20 protein-coding genes and 1 pseudogene are annotated in these 22241 nt (G+C 68.0%); 7 read left to right on the top strand and 14 right to left on the bottom strand.

What is annotated here, in order from left to right:
- Positions 1 to 3: 3 nt before the first annotated feature.
- The gene (locus P1L41_RS03195; RefSeq protein ID WP_276297427.1) at positions 4 to 579 is read right to left on the bottom strand and encodes an NADPH-dependent FMN reductase; all 576 of its coding nucleotides are present in this window, start codon (positions 577 to 579) and stop codon (positions 4 to 6) included.
- 126 nt (positions 580 to 705) lie between these two features.
- On the opposite strand from P1L41_RS03195, the gene P1L41_RS03190 reads away from it, so the two are divergent.
- On the top strand, positions 706 to 1623 hold the full coding sequence (locus tag P1L41_RS03190; protein ID WP_276297426.1) for a DUF7351 domain-containing protein: 918 nt from the start codon (positions 706 to 708) through the stop codon (positions 1621 to 1623).
- A 22-nt stretch (positions 1624 to 1645) separates the two neighbouring features.
- Here P1L41_RS03190 and P1L41_RS03185 read toward each other — a convergent pair whose 3' ends face one another.
- From P1L41_RS03185 to P1L41_RS03165, 5 genes and pseudogenes are all read right to left on the bottom strand, one after another.
- Positions 1646 to 2095, bottom strand: coding sequence for a TIGR00725 family protein (locus P1L41_RS03185; protein ID WP_276297425.1), 450 nt, complete (start codon positions 2093 to 2095; stop codon positions 1646 to 1648).
- Between the two features lie 41 nt (positions 2096 to 2136).
- Positions 2137 to 3561 (bottom strand): annotated as a pseudogene (phaC, locus tag P1L41_RS03180) (class III poly(R)-hydroxyalkanoic acid synthase subunit PhaC); the annotation flags it as partial.
- A complete protein-coding gene (locus P1L41_RS03175) occupies positions 3533 to 4075 on the bottom strand; it encodes a poly(R)-hydroxyalkanoic acid synthase subunit PhaE (protein ID WP_276297424.1) in 543 nt (180 codons plus the stop codon). The pseudogene phaC and the gene P1L41_RS03175, both read right to left, overlap by 29 nt.
- 46 nt (positions 4076 to 4121) lie before the next feature.
- Positions 4122 to 4679: a hypothetical protein gene (locus P1L41_RS03170; RefSeq protein ID WP_276297423.1), complete on the bottom strand. Its 558-nt coding sequence runs from the start codon at positions 4677 to 4679 to the stop codon at positions 4122 to 4124.
- 7 nt (positions 4680 to 4686) lie between these two features.
- On the bottom strand, positions 4687 to 4986 hold the full coding sequence (locus P1L41_RS03165) for an AbrB/MazE/SpoVT family DNA-binding domain-containing protein (protein WP_276297422.1): 300 nt from the start codon (positions 4984 to 4986) through the stop codon (positions 4687 to 4689).
- A gap of 307 nt (positions 4987 to 5293) precedes the next feature.
- On the opposite strand from P1L41_RS03165, the gene P1L41_RS03160 reads away from it, so the two are divergent.
- A complete protein-coding gene (locus tag P1L41_RS03160; RefSeq protein ID WP_276298427.1) occupies positions 5294 to 5839 on the top strand; it encodes a MaoC family dehydratase in 546 nt (181 codons plus the stop codon).
- On the opposite strand, the gene P1L41_RS03155 is transcribed toward P1L41_RS03160, so the two are convergent.
- On the bottom strand, positions 5836 to 6678 hold the full coding sequence (locus P1L41_RS03155) for an alpha/beta fold hydrolase (protein ID WP_276297421.1): 843 nt from the start codon (positions 6676 to 6678) through the stop codon (positions 5836 to 5838). The genes P1L41_RS03160 and P1L41_RS03155 overlap by 4 nt on opposite strands.
- Positions 6679 to 6790: 112 nt before the next feature.
- Positions 6791 to 8101 carry an oxidoreductase gene (locus tag P1L41_RS03150; RefSeq protein ID WP_276297420.1) on the bottom strand — a complete coding sequence of 437 codons (1311 nt, stop codon included), beginning with the start codon at positions 8099 to 8101 and terminating at the stop codon, positions 6791 to 6793.
- A gap of 205 nt (positions 8102 to 8306) precedes the next feature.
- On the opposite strand from P1L41_RS03150, the gene P1L41_RS03145 reads away from it, so the two are divergent.
- Complete coding sequence (locus P1L41_RS03145) at positions 8307 to 10244, top strand: cation:proton antiporter domain-containing protein (protein WP_276297419.1); 1938 nt, start codon at positions 8307 to 8309, stop codon at positions 10242 to 10244.
- 1 nt (position 10245) lies between these two features.
- Here the strand turns inward: P1L41_RS03145 and P1L41_RS03140 are convergent, their stop codons facing one another.
- The 4 genes from P1L41_RS03140 to P1L41_RS03125 all read right to left on the bottom strand — a co-directional run bounded on the left by P1L41_RS03140 (position 10246) and on the right by P1L41_RS03125 (position 15928).
- Positions 10246 to 10698: a PaaI family thioesterase gene (locus tag P1L41_RS03140; RefSeq protein WP_276297418.1), complete on the bottom strand. Its 453-nt coding sequence runs from the start codon at positions 10696 to 10698 to the stop codon at positions 10246 to 10248.
- A gap of 67 nt (positions 10699 to 10765) precedes the next feature.
- Complete coding sequence (locus tag P1L41_RS03135; RefSeq protein ID WP_276297417.1) at positions 10766 to 14071, bottom strand: glycoside hydrolase family 97 N-terminal domain-containing protein; 3306 nt, start codon at positions 14069 to 14071, stop codon at positions 10766 to 10768.
- A gap of 334 nt (positions 14072 to 14405) precedes the next feature.
- Complete coding sequence (locus P1L41_RS03130) at positions 14406 to 15671, bottom strand: tRNA(Ile)(2)-agmatinylcytidine synthase (RefSeq protein ID WP_276297416.1); 1266 nt, start codon at positions 15669 to 15671, stop codon at positions 14406 to 14408.
- 41 nt (positions 15672 to 15712) lie between these two features.
- Positions 15713 to 15928 carry a DUF7561 family protein gene (locus tag P1L41_RS03125; RefSeq protein WP_276297415.1) on the bottom strand — a complete coding sequence of 72 codons (216 nt, stop codon included), beginning with the start codon at positions 15926 to 15928 and terminating at the stop codon, positions 15713 to 15715.
- A 66-nt stretch (positions 15929 to 15994) separates the two neighbouring features.
- Between P1L41_RS03125 and P1L41_RS03120 the strand changes: the two genes are divergently transcribed.
- From P1L41_RS03120 to P1L41_RS03110, 3 genes are all read left to right on the top strand, one after another.
- Positions 15995 to 16855 (top strand): YkgJ family cysteine cluster protein, encoded by an 861-nt coding sequence (locus tag P1L41_RS03120; RefSeq protein WP_276297414.1) that lies wholly within the window; start codon positions 15995 to 15997, stop codon positions 16853 to 16855.
- A gap of 75 nt (positions 16856 to 16930) precedes the next feature.
- Positions 16931 to 17155, top strand: a complete 225-nt coding sequence (locus tag P1L41_RS03115; RefSeq protein ID WP_276297413.1) for a hypothetical protein — start codon at positions 16931 to 16933, stop codon at positions 17153 to 17155.
- Entirely contained in the window at positions 17152 to 17886 is a 735-nt protein-coding gene (locus P1L41_RS03110; RefSeq protein ID WP_276297412.1) for a DUF7530 family protein, read from the top strand. The genes P1L41_RS03115 and P1L41_RS03110 overlap by 4 nt, the downstream gene beginning before the upstream one ends.
- Here the strand turns inward: P1L41_RS03110 and P1L41_RS03105 are convergent.
- Complete coding sequence (locus tag P1L41_RS03105) at positions 17870 to 18046, bottom strand: DUF5786 family protein (RefSeq protein WP_276297411.1); 177 nt, start codon at positions 18044 to 18046, stop codon at positions 17870 to 17872. The two genes, P1L41_RS03110 and P1L41_RS03105, sit on opposite strands and share 17 nt — an antisense overlap.
- A 153-nt stretch (positions 18047 to 18199) precedes the next feature.
- On the opposite strand from P1L41_RS03105, the gene P1L41_RS03100 reads away from it, so the two are divergent.
- Positions 18200 to 19174: a DUF5784 family protein gene (locus tag P1L41_RS03100; RefSeq protein WP_276297410.1), complete on the top strand. Its 975-nt coding sequence runs from the start codon at positions 18200 to 18202 to the stop codon at positions 19172 to 19174.
- Here the strand turns inward: P1L41_RS03100 and leuS are convergent.
- Positions 19171 to 21900, bottom strand: a complete 2730-nt coding sequence (gene leuS / locus P1L41_RS03095) for a leucine--tRNA ligase (RefSeq protein WP_276297409.1) — start codon at positions 21898 to 21900, stop codon at positions 19171 to 19173. The two genes, P1L41_RS03100 and leuS, sit on opposite strands and share 4 nt — an antisense overlap.
- Positions 21901 to 22241 lie beyond the last annotated feature (341 nt).

The following is a 22241-nucleotide window of genomic DNA, read 5'->3' as shown; positions in this document are numbered from 1 at the left end:
GTTTCAGTCGTCCGCTGGCGTCACAGTTTCGGCGACGCGCCGGCCCGCTTCGCCGGATATCTCCGCCGTGACCGCCTCACCCAGCATCGCGAGCCGGTCGGCGACGTCGTCGTCGACGACCTGGCCGTCCTCGAACTGCTTCCATGAGTCAGGAATCGCGACCTGTGTCGGCAGCGGCCGGGCCTTCAGCGCGAGGAGGCTCGCACGGAGGTGTTCGAGCGCCGGCGTTGGAAACCCGCCACCGGCGACGGCAACCAGTCCGACGGCGGTACCCTCGACGTCGTCGATGCTGCAGTAATCCAGCGCCGTCTTCAGTGGCGACGCGACGGTCCCGTGGTACATCGGCGTCCCGACGACGGCAGCGTCCGCCTCGCGGATGCGTGTGGCCAGCGCCGGCCCGTCGCCCGCCTCGTTCGCGTCGGCGTCGTACAGCGGCAGGTCCCACTCTCTGAGATCGATGTGTTCTGTCGTCGCACCGGCCTCGTCGGCAGCCGCGAGGGCGCGGTCGACGGCGATTCGCGTACCACTGTCGTCGCGCAGGCTCCCGCTCAGCCCCACGACGGTCGGTGGTTCTGTCATTGGTACATTCGAGTGGGAGGGCCCGATTTATTGTAAATATTCTGAGAACTGTGTTTAAGTAGAACTTCTGATATGTTCTTCCCTGTCGCCCCAGCAATTTTCCACGAAGCGGTCGAATCCCGTCGCATGTCCTCCGACGAGGGCGGTGGGCCCGACCACGACTCCCCACCAGCAGCAGCGTTCGCCCTGTTCAGCCACGAACTCCGCGTGGAGATCCTGTTCAGTCTCTGGGCTGCTGAGGGCCACGCGCTGTCGTTTTCGGCGCTGCAGGACCGCGTCGACGAGCGAGACAGTGGCAAGTTCAACTATCACCTCTCGAAACTGGTGGGCCGGTTCGTCGGGCGGACCGACGACGAGTACGAACTGCTCTACCCCGGTCACCGGGTCATCGACGCCATCCGTAGCGGCATCCTCCACCAGAACGCCACCGTCGACCCGGTCGCGCTCGAGACCTCCTGTGTCCACTGTGGTGACCCGCTGACCTTCACCCACGAGGACCACCTGGGTCGCGTCGGCTGTCTCGACTGTGAGGACGTCGTGCTGGCGTTCCCGTTTGACCCTGGTGGCACCGAAGGCCGCTCCGACGAGGCGGTGGTCGCCGCCTTCGACCGTCGGACCCGGTTGTTCTGGCGGTTCGCGCTCGCGGGTGTCTGTCCGGTCTGTGCCGGCGTCGTCCGGGCCGGCCTTGCCCGGGCGACCGGCCCCGAACTCTCGACTCATTACACCGACGACCACCCCGTCACCGTCGCTATTGACTGCGAGCAGTGCAGTTTCTACAACTACCCGCCAGTGGGCGTCGTCCCGTTGTCCCACCCGGCCGTCGTCGGCTGGCTCTACGACCACGGGGTCGACCCCCGGACGACGCCGGCATGGGCGTTCGAGGCCGTCAGTGACCCGAGTGCCCTCACGGTCTGCAGCGAGGATCCCTGGGACGTTGTCGTGCCGTTCTCGGCCGGTAGGGAACGCCTGCGCGTCTCCCTCGACGGCGCGCTCGACCTGACCGCGCTCGAACGACGACCGGCCGCGAGCAACGGTCACGGATGAACTCAGTTTCACCCACCCGGATTCAGACGCTCGACTCGACGTACTCCAGGGCCGCTTCGGGTGTCTCGACGTGCTCGATACCGGTCAGTCCCTCGACGTGGTGGGTTCCGAGTCCGGCGACCGGGCGTCCGTAGTCGAGCGCGTGTCCGAGTTCCGACAGCGTCCCGCTCTTTCCGTCGACGGCGATAACCGCGTCACCGTTCAGCACCACGAGGACGTTCCGGGCGTTCCCCATCCCCGTGGCGATGGTCGTCTGGACGTAGTCGTTGGCACCGTGGCGGTCGTCGCCCGGCACGATGCCGATGGTGTGGCCGCCGGCCTCGCTGGCCCCCTCGCAGACGGCTTCCATCACGCCCGAGAGACCGCCACAGACGACTTCGTGGCCACGTTCGCCGATGAGTTGGCCGACCCGACGTGCCTGTTCGTACTGTGCTTCGGTGACCACGGACCCGCCGATGACCGAGAGACGCATGGCTGGGCTTCGACTGACGACGAGAAAAAGATAGTCCGCAGTCAGACCTGTTCGAGCCACTCCTCGACCCGCGCGGGCGAGGCGTTCGTGATCTCGGCCAGTTCGGTGGCGTCGCGTTCCGCGAGGTCCGCGACGGTTTCGATGCCGGCGTCGCGGAGTCGGTCGGCGTACGTCGGGCCGATACCGTTGACGCTCTCGACGTCGGCCGGTTCGTCGGCGTCCGCTTCGTCGGCTGTCTCGACGTCCTCGGCGACCTCTTCGACGGCCGCTTCGGCGGCGTCCCCGGGCGACTGGACCTCGATGTCGACCTCGCTCTGGTCGTTGCGGTCGCTGTACCACTGGGCGACCTCCGGCCAGAGGTCGGCGTGCGTCGAGGAGGACACCGACAGGCCGATGTGGCCGGTCGAGAACTCGATGGTCCGCGTGTCCTCGCTCGGGATGACGTCGGTGAAGGGCTTCGAGGCCGCCGGCGGGATGAGGTGGTCGTACTCGCCCATGAGCTGGAGCACCGGCATCGTGAGATTCTCGAGGTCGACGTGCTTACCGTCGAGCTCCAGCTCGTTCTTGTAGAGCTTGTTGTCCTGGTAGACGTCCTCTAAGAACTGGACGTAGGCCTCGCCGGCGACGTCGATGCCGTCACCGAGCCACTTCTCCATCCGGCCGAAGTTCTCGACGAAGTCCTCGTTCTCCATGTTCTCGGCGAACCGGATGTACTTCGTGACGTAGTTGTCGACGGGGTCCATCAGCGCGAAGCCGATGTCCAGCATCTCGGCGGGGACGTTGCCGAACGTCTCGGTGACGTCGCGCGGCGAGTAGTACTCGTCGGAGCCCCACTCTTCTAGGACGCCGCCGGTATGGTCGAAGCAGAGCCCGGCGGCCATCAGGCCGAGCGTGTTGACCTTCTCGGGGTGGAGCGCCGAGTACATCACCGACATGGTCCCGCCCATGCAGTACCCGAGGATGTTGATGGCGTCCTGGCCCGAGCGCTCGCGGACGACGTCCACGCAGTTGTCCATGTACCGGCTGACGTAGTCGTCGAGCGTCAGGTGCTGGTCGAGTCGGGAGGGCTCGTTCCAGTCGATGAGATAGACGTCGTGGCCGCCCTCCAGGAGGCGCCGTACCACGGACCGTTCCTCCTGTAGGTCGAGGATGTACGGCCGGTTGATGAGCGCGTAGACGATGAGGATGGGGACATCCTCCTTCTCGTCGTCGTCGAGCTCGATACCGGCGGCCTCGGCGTCGTAGTGGAGGAGTTCCAGCTTGTTCTCCTCGTAGACGACCTCGGAGGGCGTCTGACCGACCTCGACGGACTCCATCAGTTCGAGGCGCTCGTCGGCGATCTGGCTGGTTTCGACGGCATCGCGCATCGCGTCGAGCGACTTGGACTGCCAGTCGAGCGCCGCCGCGAAGGGGTTGGTTGGGTCACTCGACATGATGCTACTCCAGGTGCTCGAGTATCTGGTCGAGCTTCTGTTCGACGGCGTGCTGGCGCCGTTCCAGTTCGACGAGGCGTTCTGCGACCTCGTCGACGTCCTCGCGGGTCGAGAAGCCCAGCTGCGAGATTGTGTCCTGACTCAGCTCGTCGGCCTGCTGTTGCATCTCCATCATCGACTCGACGAGCTGGCCGTTGGCCGCGGCGAACGCGGACGTGCTCATCACGTGCTTGAAGGCCTCGTTGGCCGACTGGAGCCAGATGTCGCGGAACTCCGCGGGGTCGACGTCCTCGCCCTGGGCCGCGTCGGCCGAGCGCTCGACCATCCGGTCGGCGGCGTCCATCCACTCCTCGTAGGCCCGGTTGTACCCCTCGAGCCCCTCGCTGACCTCGTTCTGTTCGGGCATGCTCTCCTCGACGGCGTCGGCCCAGGACTCGACGAACGCGGCCTGTGCCTTCATGTTCTGCTCCATCGAATCGACGACCGCGTCGTTCATCTCTTCGACCATCGCACTCCACTCGTCTTGCATCTGATTTGTGTCACTCATTGTTTAGATTTGGCGCGTACGCGCACAAAAAACGGCTGGTTCGTCGTTACGCCTCGACGTCGACGGCGTCGGCGGCCTTGGCTTGGACCTCTTCGACCTGGGCCTGGACTTCCTGGACCTGCTCCTGGACCTCTTCGAGCTGGTCGCCGAACTGCTCGGCGGCCTCGACCGACTGGCTCTCGAGTTCCTCGTGGGCCTCGACGAGCATCTCGACCTGCTCGGAGACGGCGTTGACGTACTCTTCTGTCATCTCGTCGTAGGCCTCGACGCCTTCGACCATCTCGCTCTCGACGTTGTCGAAGAGCTCGGCGTGGTTCTCGAGCAGGAAGTCGTACTGCTCGTCGACGGCGCTGCGCATCTCCTCGAGCGTGCCGCCCATGCCGGGCATGGTCGCCTCGATGGCGTCGAGGTAGCTGTGGAAGGCGGTCTTCGAGAGCTCGACACCGCGGCGCTGGGCCGACTCCTGGGTGTCGAGGCTGTCGATGACGGCCTCGCTGACGTTGTGCTGGAAGGCGACGCTCTGTTCGAGGGCCTTCTGGCTCTGGCTGATAGTCGCGCGCTGCATCTCGAACGCTGTCGTGACGGGGGTGGTGTAGTCTACCATTGGTGTATTACTCCTGTGAAGTTCGCTTGACCGGGAGGACGACTGCCTGGACGATATCTCCCTCTTCGATGTCGAGGGCCTCGCGCTCGGCGTCGGGGATGCTGATGCGACCGCCGCTCTGCACGCGGGTCTTGAAGGTCGCCATCTGGCTCATCGCGCCGAGCTGATTCATATCGAAGCTCGGCATCCCACCGCCAGCGAACAACTGCTTCATCATCTCCTGCTGCTGTTCCATCGCCTGCTCGCTGGCCTGTTGCATCCCCCGGAACATCGGGGGCCACGCCAGACCGTCGTCCTCGTCGGCCATCGGTACTACCATCTATACCCCTCAGGAACTTAAAACTTCCGCTGAATACCATCTGAAACCATTCGTTACCATCAGACGGCGGAAGGTCTGAACGGTCGATCTTACGGCGCTCGCCCGGCTAAGACTCGATTTCGTGTCTACCGGGAGAACGGTAAACAACCGTTTCCACGGGATAGACGGCTTGTATCAGCCGAGGACGATGAACCATCACCAAGGTTTAATAGCCCGACCCCTAACTTATCGGCCAATGAGTTCTGAATCTCATCGGAACCCGCTGCTGGACACCTGGACTGAGACGTCCTCACACATGTTCAACAGCGTCGTCGCGGCGAATCGGGCAGCCTTCGCCGCGTTCGGGGTCCAGCACGGGGAGGGAGAGGACGTAGCACCTGTCGACCGAATCGAACCCAACGAGGACCTGCCGGAGTGGCACGTCTCGCTGTCGGCGGACCACCCGGACCGCCTCGGCGTCGGCGACCAGTCTGAGTTCACCAAGACGCTCTCGGAGAACGACATCCGCCAGTTCGCCGCCGCCAGCGGCGACACGAACCCGCTCCACCTCGACGACGAGTTCGCGGAGCAGACCCGGTTCCGCGGGCGCATCGCCCACGGGACCCTCGTCGGGAGCCTCATCAGCGCCGCGCTGGCCCGGCTGCCCGGCCTCACCATCTACCTCTCACAGGACCTCGAGTTCCACAACCCGGTCCGCATCGGTGACCGGCTCACCGCCGAGTGTGAGATCGTCGAGGACCTCGGCGACGACCAGTACCGCCTGACGACGCGCGTCGTCAAGGAAGACACGGTGGTCATCGACGGGGAAGCCGTCGTCCTCATCGACGACCTGCCGAACTAACAGAACGACCGCACTGCCCGGTTGAACCGCTCGGGGCGCTCACGGGGTGGGCAGTGACCGCAGTTCTCGAATATCTCGACCTGAGCGTCGCTGAGCGCCTCGCCCGCCTGTCGCGACCAGCGCGTCGGCAACAGGGGGTCCGCGCGCCCGTGGACCATCAGCGTCGGGACGCCGATCTCGTCTAACCGGTCCGAGTAGTCGGTCCTGAACCCGCTGTGCTGGAACTCGTGGCGCTGCCAGCGGCGCATCGCCCGGACGGTTCGGGCGTCGACGGCCGAGTCGACGTCCTCGACCAGCTGCTGGGAGGGCTCGGTGGCGCCCATGCTCCGCAGGCTCGTCCGGATGGCGGGCTTCGAGGCGCTCAGGCCCTGCCAGAGCATGGTCCCGAAGAACGGCGTCTGGAGGACGCCGCTGGCCGCCTGCCGCCAGTAGGCGTCCCGACCGAGGCCGTAGCTGCCCACGAGGACGAGCCGTTCGACCGGGCCGCCGTCGAGCGCGTGGCCCAGTGCGAGCGCGCCACCCATCGAGAGGCCTGCCATCGCCGGCCGCTCGACGTCGAGGGCGTCGAGGAACGCGTCGACCGCTTCGAGGTAGTAATCGGTGGTGTACGCCCGGTCGGGCTTGTCGCTCTCGCCGTGGCCAGGGAGGTCGGGCGCGTAGACGGTCCGGTCTTCGGCAAGTGCCGGGAGCGCGTGTCGCCACGACACCGTGGCGGCGTCGAGCCCGATACCGTGCAGAAAGACCAGTGGCGGCCCCTCGCCGCCGGTCCGGTAGTGGATGTCGACGTCTGCCCCGTCGACGGTCACCGCGACGCGGTCCGACTGTATCTCGCCACTCATTTGCCGACGCTCGGTGGCCGAACCGTATCAGCCTTTCTCTCAGGCTCTCAGTCGATGAAACTACGTGTTGGCCGTCCAACTATTCTGCGCTGGCGGGGTGTGACACGCTGTCTCAGTCGGTTTTCGTTCGCTCGTAGGCATCTTCCTGTTCGAGCCGGGCTTGCTCTCGGACGACCGAGGGGGTCCGGCACCGGCCCGGTTCGCCGGTCACCTGGGGGACGGTGCAGTTGTTACAGCTCGCACAGAGGGCGTCGTGGCCATCGAGCAGCCGAGCGCCGAGCCGCGGCTCGGCGTAGAAGGGCCGGGCCATACCGACCATGTCCGCGGCGGGCGGGTCGTCACCCGCGCCCAGGAACCGGTCGCAGTCTGCCCGCGTCCGCACGCCACCCTCGAGCAACACCGGGACGTCGACGCGTTCGCGGACCTCGCGACAGAACTCGGCGTTCCAGCCAGCCCGGGGCCCGAACCGCCGGGCCTGTAGTCGATTCAGCAGCTCGACCGCTCGCGCGCGGACCGGGCCCCCGAACGCGGCCGCGTAGTCGTCCTGCAGGTCGCTTGCCGCCCAGGCTCGGTCGGGGAACGCCCCGCGGACGATGCTCATGTCCCAGAACGTCGAGACCTCGACCGGCACGAGCGCGTCGTAGCCGACGTCGGCGAGGCGCTCGGCGATACGGACGGCCTCCGGGCGCGAGATATACCGCCGAACGAAACTGGGCGCGACGGTCTCGGCCGGCACCTTCGTCACCAGCGGGACGTCGCCCGCGTGCTCGCGGACGGCGTCGTGGATGGCCTCCAGGAACCGGACGCCGTCGGCGAACTCGTCGTCCCGTCGGTTGTAGAAGGGCGAGAGGAACTGCTGGACGATGCTCATGTTCGCCGCCGAGAGATGGATGCCGTCGTAGCCGGCGTCGGCCACGGACCCGGCCACGCGACCGAACTGCTCGGCCAGGTCCCACACCTCGGCCGTCGAGAGCACGTCGGGTTTCAGCGAGATGATTCCCGCGCTGTCCAGCGCCCGCAGTTGCCACGGCGGCTCCGAGACCGCTAGTTGGCGCTGGTCGGGGTGGCGCTCGCGGTACTCGGCGTGCCAGGTGCTCATGCTCCGGAGGCCGCCGTGGGCCAGCTGGACGAAGATTGTCCCGCCGGCGTCGTGGACCGCGTCGGTCAGCCGCGAGAGGTCGGCGACGAACGACGGGTCGTGGACCCGGGTCATGTTCGGCGCGGCACAGCCGCCCCGGTCGGTGACGATGCTCGCCCCCTGAAAGACGAGGCCAACACCCGACTGGGCGGACGGTTCGAGCTCCCGCACGAGCGTCTCGACGGCGTCCGGGCCGTTGCCAGCACATTCGAGGACGGGAGCGCGATACAGCCGGTTCGGGAGGGACAGCCCGCCGAGGCTCACTGGGTCGGTGAGGGTCGTCACGGCACTGCCCACCCGTCGGCTGCGGCGTCTCGAACCGCGCGTCTGTCCATGTCGACACGTAGGACAGGCCGGAGAAAAAACCTCTCGGCGAGTCATCAGGCCTGTCGCACCGGTCTCTGCCCCGCCTCGGACCCGACGTCAACTGGGCGCAGTAGACGCGTTTATCAACAACGGGGTCGTTGGCCCGCACACATGGAGGACACCAGTGGCCGGTAGCTCGCAACTGCTCATCCCACTCGTCGCCGGTATCATCGGGCTGGGCGTGCTCGCCCAGCTGCTCGCCGCCAGGCTCCGGGTGCCGAGCATCATCTTCTACCTGCTCGTCGGCGTCCTCATCGGCCAGCCCGGCCTCGGCCTCGTCACCGACACCACGTTCGGCGGCGCGCTGTCGGCCATCGTCGGCCTGGCCGTGGCCATCATCGTCTTCGAGGGGGCCTACCACCTCCGCTTCGAGCGCATCCGCGAGGCACCGACTGCGACGTTCCGCCTGGTGACGCTGGGGGCGGCCATCGCCCTCGTCGGCACGGCGACTGCGGTCAAGTTCGCCTTCGGTGTCGACTGGAACCTCGCCGTCCTCATCGGTGCGCTGCTGGTCGCCACGGGGCCGACGGTCATCACGCCCATCCTGAACGTGGTACCGGTCCGGGACCGGGTCGCGACGGCCTTAGAGACGGAGGGCATCGTCAACGACGTCACCGCGGCTATCATCGCCGTCGTCGTCTTCGAGACGGTCAACCCCGTCGCGTCGAGCGAGGGGCTGCTCCAGGCGTTCGCGCTCCGACTGGGCACCGGTCTGCTGGTCGGGCTCGTCCTCGCCGGCGTCCTCTACTACCTGCTGCAGTACGTCGACCTCTCGCCGGGCGACGCCCCGCGGAACGCGCGACTGCTGGTGCTGGCCGGGGCGCTCGTCGCGTACGCGGCGGCCAACACCATCGCGACGGAGGCCGGCGTCGCCGCCGCCGCGACGGCCGGGATCGCGCTGGGGAACATCGACCACCCATACGAGGAGGACATCGAGTCGTTCAAGGGCGACATCACGCTGTTGGTGCTCTCTTTCGTCTTCATCGCGCTGGCGGCCCAGCTCGACCTGGCGGCGCTGATGCGGGTCGGCATCCCCGGCCTCGTCGTCGTCTTCGCCGTCGCGCTGGTCATCCGGCCGTTCCTGGTGTTCGTCTCGACGGTCGGCGACCGTTTTACTACCAACGAGAAGCTCTTCGTCAGCTTCGTCGGCCCGAGGGGTATCATCCCGGCGTCGGTCGCGACGCTCTTCGCCGTCGAGCTGAACAACGTGGCGGCGGAACTGCGGACGGAGGCGGCCAACGCGAGCGGCGAGGAGGCCACGCAACTGCTCGCCGAGGCCGCGGCGCTGAGCACGCAGGCGGAGATTCTGCTGGGGACCGTCTTCCTGGTCATCTTCGCCACGGCGCTCTTCGAGGGCGGCCTCGCGCGATTCCTCGCGGAACAACTGGACGTGATACCAATGCGACTCATCATCGTCGGCGGCGGCAAGGTGGGCCGAGCGCTCGCCGAGCGCCTCGAAGACCGAGGCGAGAACGTCGTCATCATCGAACAGGACGAACAGGTCGTCGAACGAGCGCGGAACGAGGGGTACACCGTCGAGATCGGTGACGGGACCGACACGGACGTGTTGCGGTCGGCGGGCGCCGAGAACGCCAAGACCGTCATCGCCGCCACTGGTGACGACGACGTGAACTTGCTGGTCTCGCAGCTGGCGAGCTCGAAGTTCGGCGTCGACCGCGTCATCGCCCGCGCGAACAACCCCGACAACGTCGAGGCCTTCGAGGACCTCGGCGTGCGGACCATCTCCTCGGCGATGGCGACGGCGTGGGCCATCGACAACCAGATCGAGCGGCCCGCCATCGCCCACTGGATGACCGACGTCGGTCGCGTCGGCGACGTCCAGGAGGTGGCGGTGACCAACCCCGACATCGTCGGGAAGTCGATCCGTGAAGTCGGGCCGATGCTCCCCGAGGCGTGTCTCGTCGCGCTGGTCAGCGGCGAGGGCCACGACAACGCGGACGTCCCGACGGCGGACTACGTCATCCAGGAGGGCGATATGGTGACCCTACTGGGGCGGCGCGACTCGGTCAGAGACGGGATGGAGCTCGTCGGAACCGGCTGACTCAGTCGTTCTGTAACGTCGCCATCTCGGCCTCGTCGACCCCCTCGGTCCAGGGCGACTCGCCGCGCTCGCCGTCTGTCTTGTACGTCCCGCGAGCGCTGGCCACGTGGTGCCCGTCGTCGTCGTACACCTCGACGTCGACGACGGCGACGCTCCCCCCGTTCCTGACGACGTCGGCCTCGGCCCGCAGGTCGTCGGTCGCCGGCGCGAGGTAGTCCATGCGCATGTCGACCGTCGGCGAGATGGTCCCCGAGACGGAGACGACGGCCGCCCCACCGACGGTGTCGGCCAGCGAGTACGTGACGCCGCCGTGGGCGATTCGCGAGTAGGGGTTCGAGGAGTGCTCGTCGCGCAGCGGGAGGTGTGCCTCGGCGTGGCCGTCCGCTGCGGCGGTCATCTCTATGCCCAGCTCCTCGACGAACGGAATCTCGTTGAACATCGCGCGAACGCTCATCGACGGGAGGTGGCACCACGTCGTGATAAGTCCACGAAAACTGCGATAAACCGGCGCGGCGTGGTCGCTACCCGACGGTGAACTCGTCGAACTCGGCGATGCCCTTCGAGTTGGTGTGCGAGCAGGTGAACACGGCCGCGTCCTGGCGCGGGTCGGCGTCCGTCAGTTCGACGCTGCCCAGGGCCGTCCAGTCTTCGCCGTCCTTGCTGTACGACCCGGTGAACGTGGCCCCGTCGCGCTCGATGCGGAGCCAGAGCGGCGCGTACGTCTCGGCGTCGCGTTCGTCGCTGTCGAGGTAGCCGTCGCCGTCAGCGTCCCAGGCGAACTGGAGGCCGTTGAACGGCGTCACCGACAGCGCGGCGTATCCGCCGGAGCGCCCGGCGTCCGTCGCGTCGTTGCGGACCATGATACCGGCTTTGGCCCAGTCGTGACTGTCCTCCTGGCCGGTCACCCTGGCGACGACCGACCCGCCGTCAGCGAGGCTGTCGGGGTCGACGATGGCACCGTACTCGTCGTCGTCGGTCCAGACGTCGCGGCCGGCGGCGTTGATATGGAGCGTCTCGCCGTTCTGGTCGAGGCCGAACTCCGCGCCGCTGGTGTCGAATGCCGTCAGCCCGTCGGGGAGCGGCCGGGTCATCGGGATGCGGTCGTCGACCCGGAAGTCGTCGAACGTCGCTCGCCCGCCCTCCGCCGTACTGGCGCTGTGGACGAGCGCGGCGTCCTGTCGCTCGGCGGCCGACTCGACGGTACAGGTCCCGACCGAGTCCCAGGTGGTGCCGCCGTCGGTGCTGTACAGCCCCTCGAAGGTCGCCCCGTCGCGCTCCAGGCGGAGGCGCACCGGCGTCGACCCGAACGCACCGACCGCGCGGTCGATGTGGCCGTCGTCGTTCCCGTCCCACTGCAGGTGGACGCCGAGGTCCGGCGTCACGACGAGCGCGACGTAGCCCAGCGACTCGCCGGTCCCGGTGACGTCGTTGCGCAGGACGACGCCCGACCGGGCGGCCGGGTCGGTCCCGGCCTGGCTCGTAACGGCGGCTTCGACCCGACCGTCGGGCCCCACCGCGTCGGGTTCGTAGACGACGGTGTAGTCGTCGGTGCCGCCCCACAACCCCTCGCCGGCCGTCTCGATGGTGAACTCGGCGGCGTCGTAGGCCACGTCGTGCTCTGGGGCCGACGAGAACGTCTCGTAGTGGCCCGGGATGGGGCGCAGGTCGCCCGTCGCCGGCGTCAGGTGGACCGCCTGGCCGCCGCCGTGGGGGAGCGGTGCCCACAGGGTGTCGCCGCCCTCGATCTCGAAGTGCTGGACGTCGACCGCCGACTCGTAGCCGTAGGTCGTCGCCTTGTAGCCGTCCTGGTAGACGTGGGCGTCGTAGGTGCCAGAGAGGAAGTCCAGTTCGATGGGGACCCACTCGGGGTCGGCGACGGCAGTGCCGAGCCACCAGTCCTCGCCCGAGCGGCGGGCGATGGTGACGTGCTGGCCGATGTCGCCGGTCAGCACCCGTGTCTCGTCCCAGTCGACCGGGACCGCTTTCACGAACTCGAAGGCCTCGCGGTCGAAGTCGTAGTTCTCCGGCCGGTCGGTCACCATCTGGAGGCCGCTGTGGAAGATGACCAGCTGGGCGAGTTCCCGGGCCCGGGTGTTGTTGACCCGCGTTCCGGTGTACTCCCGGTAGGTCAGGTTGAAGATACCGGTGTTGTAGTCGACGGGGCCGGCGAGCATCCGGGTGAAGGCCAGACTCGGCGTGTGGCTCGGCGGGTTCCCGCCGCCCCGGAAGTTCTGGTACTCCATCCCGGAGACCCCTTCGCGGGTCATGAAGTTCGGGTAGGTGCGGCGCTTGCCCGTCGGCTTGACCGGCTCGTGGTTGTTTATCATCAGGTGGTACTTCGCGGCCGTCCGGACGACGTGGTCGTAGTGGTTGATGACCGGCTGGGAGTGGTGGTGGTACCTGACCCCGGAGTCGTCCATGTACACGCCGTCCTCGTTGACGTAGCCGGTCTTCACCGCTCGGATGCCGGCCTCGGCGTACAGCTGGAAGGCGTCTTCGAGCTGGGACTCGTAGGAGAAGCGGTCGAGGCCGGCGACGTTCGACCCCGTCTCGTTGTGGGCCATGAAGCTGACGCCCTGCTCCGTTGCGTACTCGGTGACCCCTTCGAAGTCGAAGCGGTCGTGGGTCTCGGTAAACAGCATGTCCTCCCAGCCGAAGGGGCCGTCGTCGGGCTTGTTGTCGCCGTCTCCCCACCCGGAGTTCCACCCCTCGGCGAACACGTTCTCGATGCCGTGTTCGGCGGCGAAATCGATGTACTCCTTGACGTTCTCGGTGGTCGCGCCGACGTTCGGGCCGGGCTCCCAGGTGGTCTTCCCGATGTGGATCTCCCACCAGACGCCGCAGTACTTCTGGGGCTCGATCCAGTCGGTGTCCTCGTAGGCACAGGGCTCGTTGAGGTTCAGGGTCAGGGTCGATTCGAGCAGGTCGCCCGGCCGCTCGCCGAAGGTGAACGTCCGCCACGGCGAGGCGTGGGGCGCGACGCCGACGACCCGGCGCACGTAGTCGGGGTACGGGACCAGGTCGGACTCGAACCGCGTGGGCTGGTCGTGGTACCGCGTCAGCGTCATCTCGGCCCAGTCGGTCAGCGCCGCCTCGTGGATGGCCATGTAGCAGTCGTCGTCGACGCGCATCGTCAGCGGCGTGTTCATGCCGTCGACGTCGGAGGTCTTGTCGTGGTTGCCGTAGTCGTAGCCGGCCTCCGAGAGCGGCGTGTTCTGATAGACGTACTCGTAGTTGTTCCAGTTGTTCGGAATCCACCAGGTGCTGAAGTCGCCGGCGAAGTCGAAGCCCGTCCGCTCGGCGGTGACGGTGAACCCGTCCATCCCGGCGTCGGAAGGAATCACGTACCGGAACGCGACCCCGTCGTCGTAGGCCCGGAACGTGAGGTTGAGGTGCTGGCCGGAGGCGTGTTCGAGGCCGACGGTCAGCTCGTTGTAGTGGTCGCGAATCGACGCGTGTTCGCCCCAGACGGGCTCCCAGATGGTGTCGCTCGTGGTCCGCTCGGCACCCGTCACCTCGAACCCCTCGAGGAGGTCCGGCTGGTGGGCGAACTCGAACCCGAGCGTGGAGGGTGCGACGGGTGTGCGACCGCGATACGAGACGCTGTAGAACGGTCGGCCGTCGACGAGCTCGAACGTGATCGTGGCGTCACCGCTGGGGGACGAGACGGACTGCTCGCTGGCCGTCGACCCGTCGACGACCAGCTCGGTAACCGCGCTCGTGGGGACAGGGGTGGACGCGTGCCGCGCCAGCGACTGGTGGCGGCTCGTCCCGTCGGTCAACGGGGCCGAGCCGGCGTCGGCGCCACCCTTGTCATCGTCGGACATGGATGGCCTTACCTACGAGTGTTGTTAATTCTGTCCCTTCATAATGTAGGCTGAGCGGACGGTTCTCGGGCGATTGGCGTCTCGGTTCCGGTCCCGGGCTCGTCTGTCGGCGTGTTCCTGTTGTTGTCACTGATCGGATTCGTGTGTGCGAACTGGCGGACTCCGGGGCGCCGCGCGTCCGGCCTCACGCGCGCTGATTCGCCCCCGCCGCTCGCGTCGCCGGAGCTGTCACGGTGGTAGTACTCGTCGAAGGGTTACTGTAACAGACTCGTTATCGCGGTAAGTGGTACCAAACGTACTCGCACCCGCGTAACTTTGTTCGGCCCTGCGTCCCTCAGCGTTCGGGGTGGGTCGCTCCGTCGAACCCGCCGCGGACGAGCGGTTTGGCGATGTGTCGGCGGGCCACCGGCGGCACCTCGTACCACCCGCGTTCGACGTCGCGCTCGAGCGGACGCTCGACTCTCCCGTCGGCGCGGGTCGAACAGTCCCGACACCGGTACCCCTGGTCGCGCCCGGCCGAGGACATCGACCGGCCACACTCGGGACACGTGGGCGTGACGAGTTCGGTCGTCACCAGTCCGCGGACCGCGACCTTCTCCAGTTTCAGCGTCCCGTCGCTCACCTCGCCACAGGCGGTGATACGGTCGCCGACCCGGAGCGCCCGGACCCGGTCGCGGAATCCCTTGGTCGGCTCGAACGCGGCGCAGTGGAGCCGCTCCCCGCCGTCGGCGATTTCGACGAAGACGTGCCCCCCCTCACGCGTCTCGGGGACGGTCACCACCTCGCCGGTGACGCGATAGGCCCGGTCGTCGACGACGTCTGCGACGGCGGCGTCCTGGAGGTGGACGTCGGTCCCCTGGTTGGTGACGAACGTCCTCGCCTCGGCGACGGGTTCGCTCTCGATGGTCGCGGCGACCTGCCGGCAGGCCTCGGGGTCGTCGCCACGGATGCCGTAGAGGACGGGACAGGGCGTCCGCGGCACGCAGACCGGGTAGCCCGACGCGTGGTCGACGGTGTCCCAGACTGCCGGATAGGCCTCGTCGGCGGCCTGGAAGACGCTCTCGGTGTCGACAGCGCGTTCGGTCCCCCAGCGCTCGCGCTCGCGGTAGGCGATGTGTTCGTAGGTCCAGTCGTCGAAGGCCGCCCAGGCACCGACGGCGGCCAGCGCCCCGACGAGTCCCCGGCCGTTGCCGCGCTCGATGCGGGCGTAGCCCATCGTGTCCGCGAGCGTCATCGCCGTCGTCGGGTCCTGTATCGTCCGGACGGTGTCGCGGGCGAACTGCGCCACCGCCTCGGGGACGGCGGCTGGTTTGCAGTCGGCGACTACCGCCCCCGGATTCGTCTGTGGGTCGTCCGTCTCGGCGAGGTCTAACACGTCGACGGCGAGGCGACGCGCCTGGTTGGGGTCGAGGTCCGTGTGGACCGCCAGCGCGGCGTTCCCGCGTGTCTTGTGCTCGACGGCGGGATTGAGTCGCACGAGGAGCACGCGCTCGACGCGCCCGCCCGCTCCCCGAATCTCGTCGGCCAGTCGGCTGGCGGCGTAGGTGGTACACATCCCGCGCTCGCGGGAGTCCGTGTCGTCGATGCCGACCAGGGTCACGCGTGCGGCTAGCCGACTGGCGGGCAAACCAGTTTCTATCGCTACTCGGCGCTCGGGAGGTCGGCCACGTCGCCCTCGGTGACCTCGCGGTCGTCGGGTAGCTGGTCGATGCAGTCGTAACAGAGGAAGTGCTCGGTGCCGTCGGCGAGCTCGAGGATGATGCCCTCGGTGGGGTCCTTGGTGAGCGACCAGAGGTTGGCGATGCCGCCGCCGATGGACACCGACGTCCCACACCCGTCACAGGGCTGTTTGGCCATGGTCTCTCTAGCGGAGACCGCGGCTAAGGCCTTTCCTTTTTGTCATTCGCTACCGAACAACATGCCATGGAGGTCGACTGTGAGGGCTGTGCCGGTTGTTGCGTCGACTGGCGCTCGCTCACCGACGCCGACATCGACCACGAGCGCCGCGGCCCGTTCGACCCGCTGGACGACACGTACAACCTGGTCCCGCTGACTCGCGACGAGGTCCGCGCGTTCGTCGCGGCGGGCTACGGCGACGCGCTCCGACCCCGACTCTGGCGGGCCACCGACGACCGGAGTGTCACGCTCGGCGGCGTCGACGTCGCGGCCATCCAGGGCCGCCCCGTCTTCTTCGTCGGCCTGCGGAAACCGCCCAAACCCGTCGCGCCGTTCGACGCCGACTCGACGTGGCTCCCCGCCTGCGTGTTCCTCGACCCCGCGACCCTGCAGTGTCGCATCCACGGCGACGACCTGTATCCACAGACCTGCTCCCAGTATCCCGGCGAGAACCTCCTGCTCGACGTCGAGACGGAGTGCGAGCGGGTCGAACGCGTCCACGGCGGCCACCGGCTCCTCGACGACACCGCGCCCGACGTCGAACCGCGCTTCGGCCCGGGGGCTATCGGGAGCAAGGTGTTCGCCCACCCCGACCCGGACCGGGTGGCCGACAGCGTCGCGCGGTTCCGGGACAGCGAGCCGACGGCCGCCGACCGCGCGGAGTTCGTCGGCGTCGCGGCGGCCGCCAGCCCGGGGACGCTCGCGGTCAACGACGCCCGGTACGAGGAAATCCGGACGGCCGTGCTCGAGGCCGACTCCTGGGCTGGCCGCGCGATCGACACGTGGACAGCCGAGGCGGGTGCCCGTGGAACCAGCGCACCGCCTCCGACCGTCGCCGCGGACGTCGAGGACGCGGCCGGTGCACCGTCGACCCCCGGGTGGGAGTGAGCGCTCTCTCGGGCGGTCTGTCGCCCGTGCGGTAGAGGGGAGTGTTTTAACACCGTGCCGCCGTCCATGGTAGATATGCACGCGCTGGTCACCGGTGCGACGGGGTCCGCCGAGCGCACTCGCCGCTCCACGCTTCTCGCTGCGGGCCGCGACCGCCGCCACCCGGTGTGGCACGACCCCGTCCGGGATCTCGTGCCGGCCGACCCGACGCCGTTCGAGACGGCAATCGAACGAGCCACTGCCGAGCGGCGTCCCCCCCACAGCCCCCAGCCATCCGGGGACGACGGGACGGAACGATGAGCGGCGACGCGCCCCGCCCCGACTACGGCGAGACGTGGGTGTACGAGAGCATCGTCGGCGCGCTGCCCGGCATCCGACTACCCACGTGGGCGGCGGTCGCCATCCAGCTGTTCGTCTTCGAGACCGCCATCATCGGGCTGTCGTGGTACTACGACACCTGGAACGCCGCCATCGCGGCGACGGTGGTGGTGTTCGTCGCCACCGTCGGCAGCGTCGAGATGCTCCGTATCAGCACGCTCATCCGCCGCATCGACGTCCCACAGACCTACCGCGCGCTCCTCTTCTCCTCGAACATGGAGGTGGTCCTCTCGGTGCTGGCCTACGTCGCCATCATCTCGCACCTGTTCGTCTTCGACCCACAGACCAGCAGTTCGCCGCTGGTGACCACGCTGTTCGGCGAGGAACCGCCGGTGCTGGTCGTCTACCTCCTCCTGCTGGTGCTCTGGGACGTCAGTTACCGCATCGGAACCGGATGGTGGGCCACCGTCACCGGCCTCTGGCGGTCGTTCCGCTATCGGTTCGACCCGGAGACGGCCCGCGTCTTCCAGCGTGCCGACATCGAGACCTGGGGCTTCGGCGTCCTGCAGCTCGTCCTCGTCCCGTTCGTGCTCGACCAGCCGGTCTTGCTCGCGGCACTCCTCGCCCACGTCGCCGCCGTGACGGTCGTCACGGCCGCCTCGGTGGCGTTGTTGCGGCTCAGGTCGAGAACGGCCGCTACTGCTCCGAGTTGATCTGCTTGAACTGGTCTAACAGCTCCTCGGTGGACTCGTCGCCGTCGTAGGTCACGGTTCCGTGATACGCTGTCCGGTCGTCGTCCTCCGAGAGGTCGACCTCGTTGTTCTTGCGCTCACGGCGTTCGTGTTCGTCGTCGTCGTACGCTCCCATCGACATAGGTTACCACACCCCAACTAGCGTGGTACGCGGTATCAATGTAACGGTCGTTCCAATCGCGCCACGAGACGCGCCCGCGGGCACGTGGCGACCCAGTCACGGCGTGTCACGCGGTGCGGAACGCACAAAAGCGCTGACCGACTACCCTCTATCGTGGCTGGTCCCTTACGATTCCGACACTCGACCGAACGCTGGAGCGAAGACCGCGTCCAGCGTGACCTCCTCTCACCCCTGCAAGACCGGTTCGGCGCGACGATGAACGGCCCGTGGTTCGCCCCGCCGGAGGGGTGGGCCGCCTGCCGGCTGGAGATGGACAACGGCGACCTCGCCCTGTTCGCCTGGAACGGCCAGGAGGCCTACTGGATGGGCAACACCGAGACCCCCGAGACGCTGTGGCGCACCGAGAAGTACACCTTCGAGGAGACGAGCGACCCCATCGCGGAGTGGGGCGAACGGGAGCTGCTCGCGCAGCTGGAAGTCGAAGACCCGTGGCTGACCGACTACGAACACGTCGCGCACTTCTTCCTCCCCGTCTTCCTCTCGAAGGACGGCCGGGACTCGACCCGGACCTTCTTCGACGACCACGCCGGTGGCTTCCCCGACGCGACGCGCGACGAGGGACTCCGGTTCTACGACGACTTCCTCGGGACGGGCGTCTTAGACGACTACCGCTACACGATGGCGAGCAAGCTCGGGACCAGCCAGGGGTTCGACCTCTCGCGGATGCAGGCGACGATGGGCGAGTTCAACGTCGCCAAACTGCTCGCCGACGCCGGCAATGACTTCGAGCCCGAGGTCCAGCTTGGCTCGGGCCACGCCATCGACTTCCGGGTCGAGGACACGCTCGTCGAGGTGACCCGGCCCCGGCCTCCGGCGCGCCGACAGGTCAACACCGCCGTCGCCGCGGTGAAAGCCTCCGGCGACGCCAAGACCCGCGACCAGCTCGCGGCCCACCCCGGTGCCGTCCTGGTGGTCGACGCCACCTCCTTCGCGGACGACGAGTGGCGACGGCTCGCCGGCGAGCGACCCGAGGTCGGCTACCAGCCGCTCGTGGTCTTCCGGTACCGCCCCGACGGCCGCGTCGAGGGCTACACCCACGGCTCGATTCCGTTCCCGCTCCCCTTCTAGGAGATGTGGATGGCGGGCTTGTTCGGCCGGGCCTTCGCGGCCAGGTCGTCGCCCTCGCTCGCCCGCCGCACGGACACCTCGGCGCCGAACTCCTCGGTGAACAGCCAGGCCGCCTGCTCTAACACGTCGAGCTCGCGCTCGCCGTCGACGATGGGCTCGAGCCCCGCGCCGTCCTCGGCCAGCGAGCCGGCGTAGTCGGCGGCCGCGTCGCCGTGGGCCTTGATATCCTCCTCGGCCATGATTTCGCCGACGATGGCGCTGTCGGGGTCGGAAGCGCGGCTCGCGGTTTCACCGCTCGCTCGGTCCGCGGCCTCATTCCCTTCGGCCGCGCGGGCGATCTCGTAGGCCCGGTACTTCCAGTCCTCGGCGACGACCACCTCGATCTGCTCGGGGTCGTCGATGTCGACAACTTCGGTGATGTCCCGGACGTCCCCGAGCGTCCGGCGGACGAGTTCACGCTCGATGCGGTACTCGGAGACGTCGCGCAGCGCCTCGGGCCAGCGCGCCGTCGACACCAGCCCCTCCTCGTCGAGCAGGTGCCACAGCTCCTCGCCGAGGTAGGGCGCGATGGGCGCGACCAGCGCGGCGATGGTCCGCAGCGCGCGGCTGTAGGCGAACCGATAGGGCGTGTCGTAGCTCGCGTATCTCCGGAGGAGGCTGGCGAAGCGCTGCAGTTCGCCGACGACGCGGTGGAACCGGAACCGCTCGTACTCGTCGGTGACGGCGGCGATGGTGCGGTCGATCTCGCGTTCGAGGTACGCGTCGTGGGGCTCGCTCTCGGTGCGGGCCTCGATGCCGTCGGCGTACTCGCTGACGAGGTCGTACAGCGTCTGCTGGAAGTCGTACACTGCAGAGACGTCCTTGACCGTCCACTCGAAGTCCTGGTTGGGGTGGGCCGCCGAGAGGACGAACAACCGGGTCGTCTCGGCGCCGTACTCGTGTGGTGCGATGTCGTTGCCCTTCGACTTGGACATCTTCTCGCCGCTGTGGAGCACCGTCCCCTGGTTGATGAGCCGCTCGACGGGCTCGCGGCGGGAGAGCAGACCGATGTCGGCCAGCGCACGGGTGAAAAAGCGGATATAGAGGAGGTGAAGCACGGCGTGTTCCTCCCCGCCGACGTAGACGTCCACCGGGAGCCACTCGTCGGCCACCGTCTGGTCGAAGGGGGCGTCCTCGAAGTGGGGGCTGAGGTACCGCAGGAAGTACCACGAGGAGTCGACGAACGTGTCCATCGTGTCCGTCTCGCGCTCGGCGGGCGCGCCGCAGTCGGGACACTCCGTCTGTTTCCACTCCTCGGCGGAGTCCAGGGGGTTCCCCGTCGTCTGGACGTACTCGGGCAGCTCGACGGGCAGGTCCTCGTCGGGGACCGGCACGTGTCCACAGTCCTCGCAGTGGACGACCGGAATCGGCGTCCCCCAGTAGCGCTGCCGGGAGATGAGCCAGTCCCGCAGGCGGTAGGTCGTCGCCGACTCGGCGGCGTCGTGGTCCAGCAGGCGCTCGCGGGCGGCCGTGCTCGCCAGGCCGTCGTACGCGCCGCTGTCGGTCAACATTCCGTCGTCGGTGAAGGGGTCGTCGGGCAGACCGGTCCCGCTGCCGTCGACGGGTTCGACGACCTGTTCGACCGGCAGGCCGTGCTCGGTGGCGAAGGCGTGGTCCCGCTCGTTGTGCGCGGGCACGCCCATGACCGCGCCCGTGCCCACGTCGTCTAAGACGTAGGCGGCGACGTACACCGGCAGCGTCTCGCCGGTGAACGGGTGGGTCGCGGTGAGGTCCGTCTCGACGCCGCTGCGTCCCGCGTCGTCGGTGGCGGCGACCGACTCGACGTACTCGGCCACCCCGTCGTCGGCCGCCGCGGCCTCGCGTGCGAGGTCGTGGCCGGGCGAGAGCGCCAGGTAGGTCGCGCCGTACACCGTATCGAGTCGCGTCGTGAACGCCTCGACGGACGCGTCGACGCCGTCACCGGTCACGTCGAAGGCGACCCGCGACCCCGTCGTGCGCCCGATCCAGTTGCGCTGGCTGTCCCTGACTCCCTCGGGCCACCCCTCGAGGTCGTCGAGCCCGTCGTACAGCTCCTCGGCGTAGTCGGTGATGGTGAAGAACCACTGGTCCAAGTCGCGCTGCTCGACGTCGGTGCCACAGCGCCAGCAGACGCCCTGGACGTGGGCGTGCGAGTGGTCGTGCCGGCGGTCGTGGCTCCCGTCGTCCGTGCTCGTCTCGACCTGCGCGTCGGCCAGCACCGTCTCGCAGTCCGGACACCAGTTGACCGTCGCCGCGCCGTACTCGACGAGCCCCTCGTCGTAGAAGCGGGTGAACAGCCACTGGTTCCACCGGTAGTACTCCGGGTCGCAGGTCGTTATCTCCCGCGACCAGTCGTACCCGAAGCCCATCTCCCGGAGGTCCGCGCGCATCCGGCTGATGCAACTGCGAGTCCACGACTCGGGGTCCGTGTCGCGCTCGTAGGCCGCGTTCTCCGCCGGGAGGCCGAAGGCGTCCCAGCCCATCGGGTGCAGGACGTCGTCGCCGGCCATCCGCCGGTAGCGAGCGTAGGCGTCCGTGATGGCGTAGTTCCGGATGTGGCCCATGTGCAGCGACCCCGACGTGTAGGGGAACATCCCCAGGACGTAGGTCGGGTCCGTGGCGTCGTCGGGACAGTCGTAGACGCCCTCGCGCTCCCAGACGTGCTGCCAGTACTCCTGGACCTGTGCGTGGTCGTACCGTCGGGACATTCGATAGCTCGGTGTGCGTCGCCGTCGCACATGAGTGTTCGGCTAGCCCTGAGCGCCGTAGTCGAGTGCGCGTGTGGCTGTGAGCGCTTCAGGTCGCACAACGACCCGCTTGTTCGAGTGACTCACCAGCCCGCACGCAGACGACGAACTCGACGCGGCCGTCGAGAACCCCCGGTTTGTCCCCGGCACGAACAAGGTCGTCGACGACCTGGACGCCGCGCTGGTCCTCGTTCGCGACCCGCTTGGCTACTGAGTGGCGAAATCCAGAGCGCGGACGCCGTCCCGCGCGCGAACCCTTATCCCTGCCGCGCGTGAACCGCCGGCAATGACCGAGACCGGAC

Source organism: Haloarcula ordinaria (genome assembly GCF_029338275.1).
In the GTDB taxonomy this organism is placed as follows: Archaea; Halobacteriota; Halobacteria; order Halobacteriales; family Haloarculaceae; genus Haloarcula; species Haloarcula ordinaria.
Note: the sequence above shows the minus strand (reverse complement) of the source record. Positions and strands in the feature narration are given on the sequence as shown.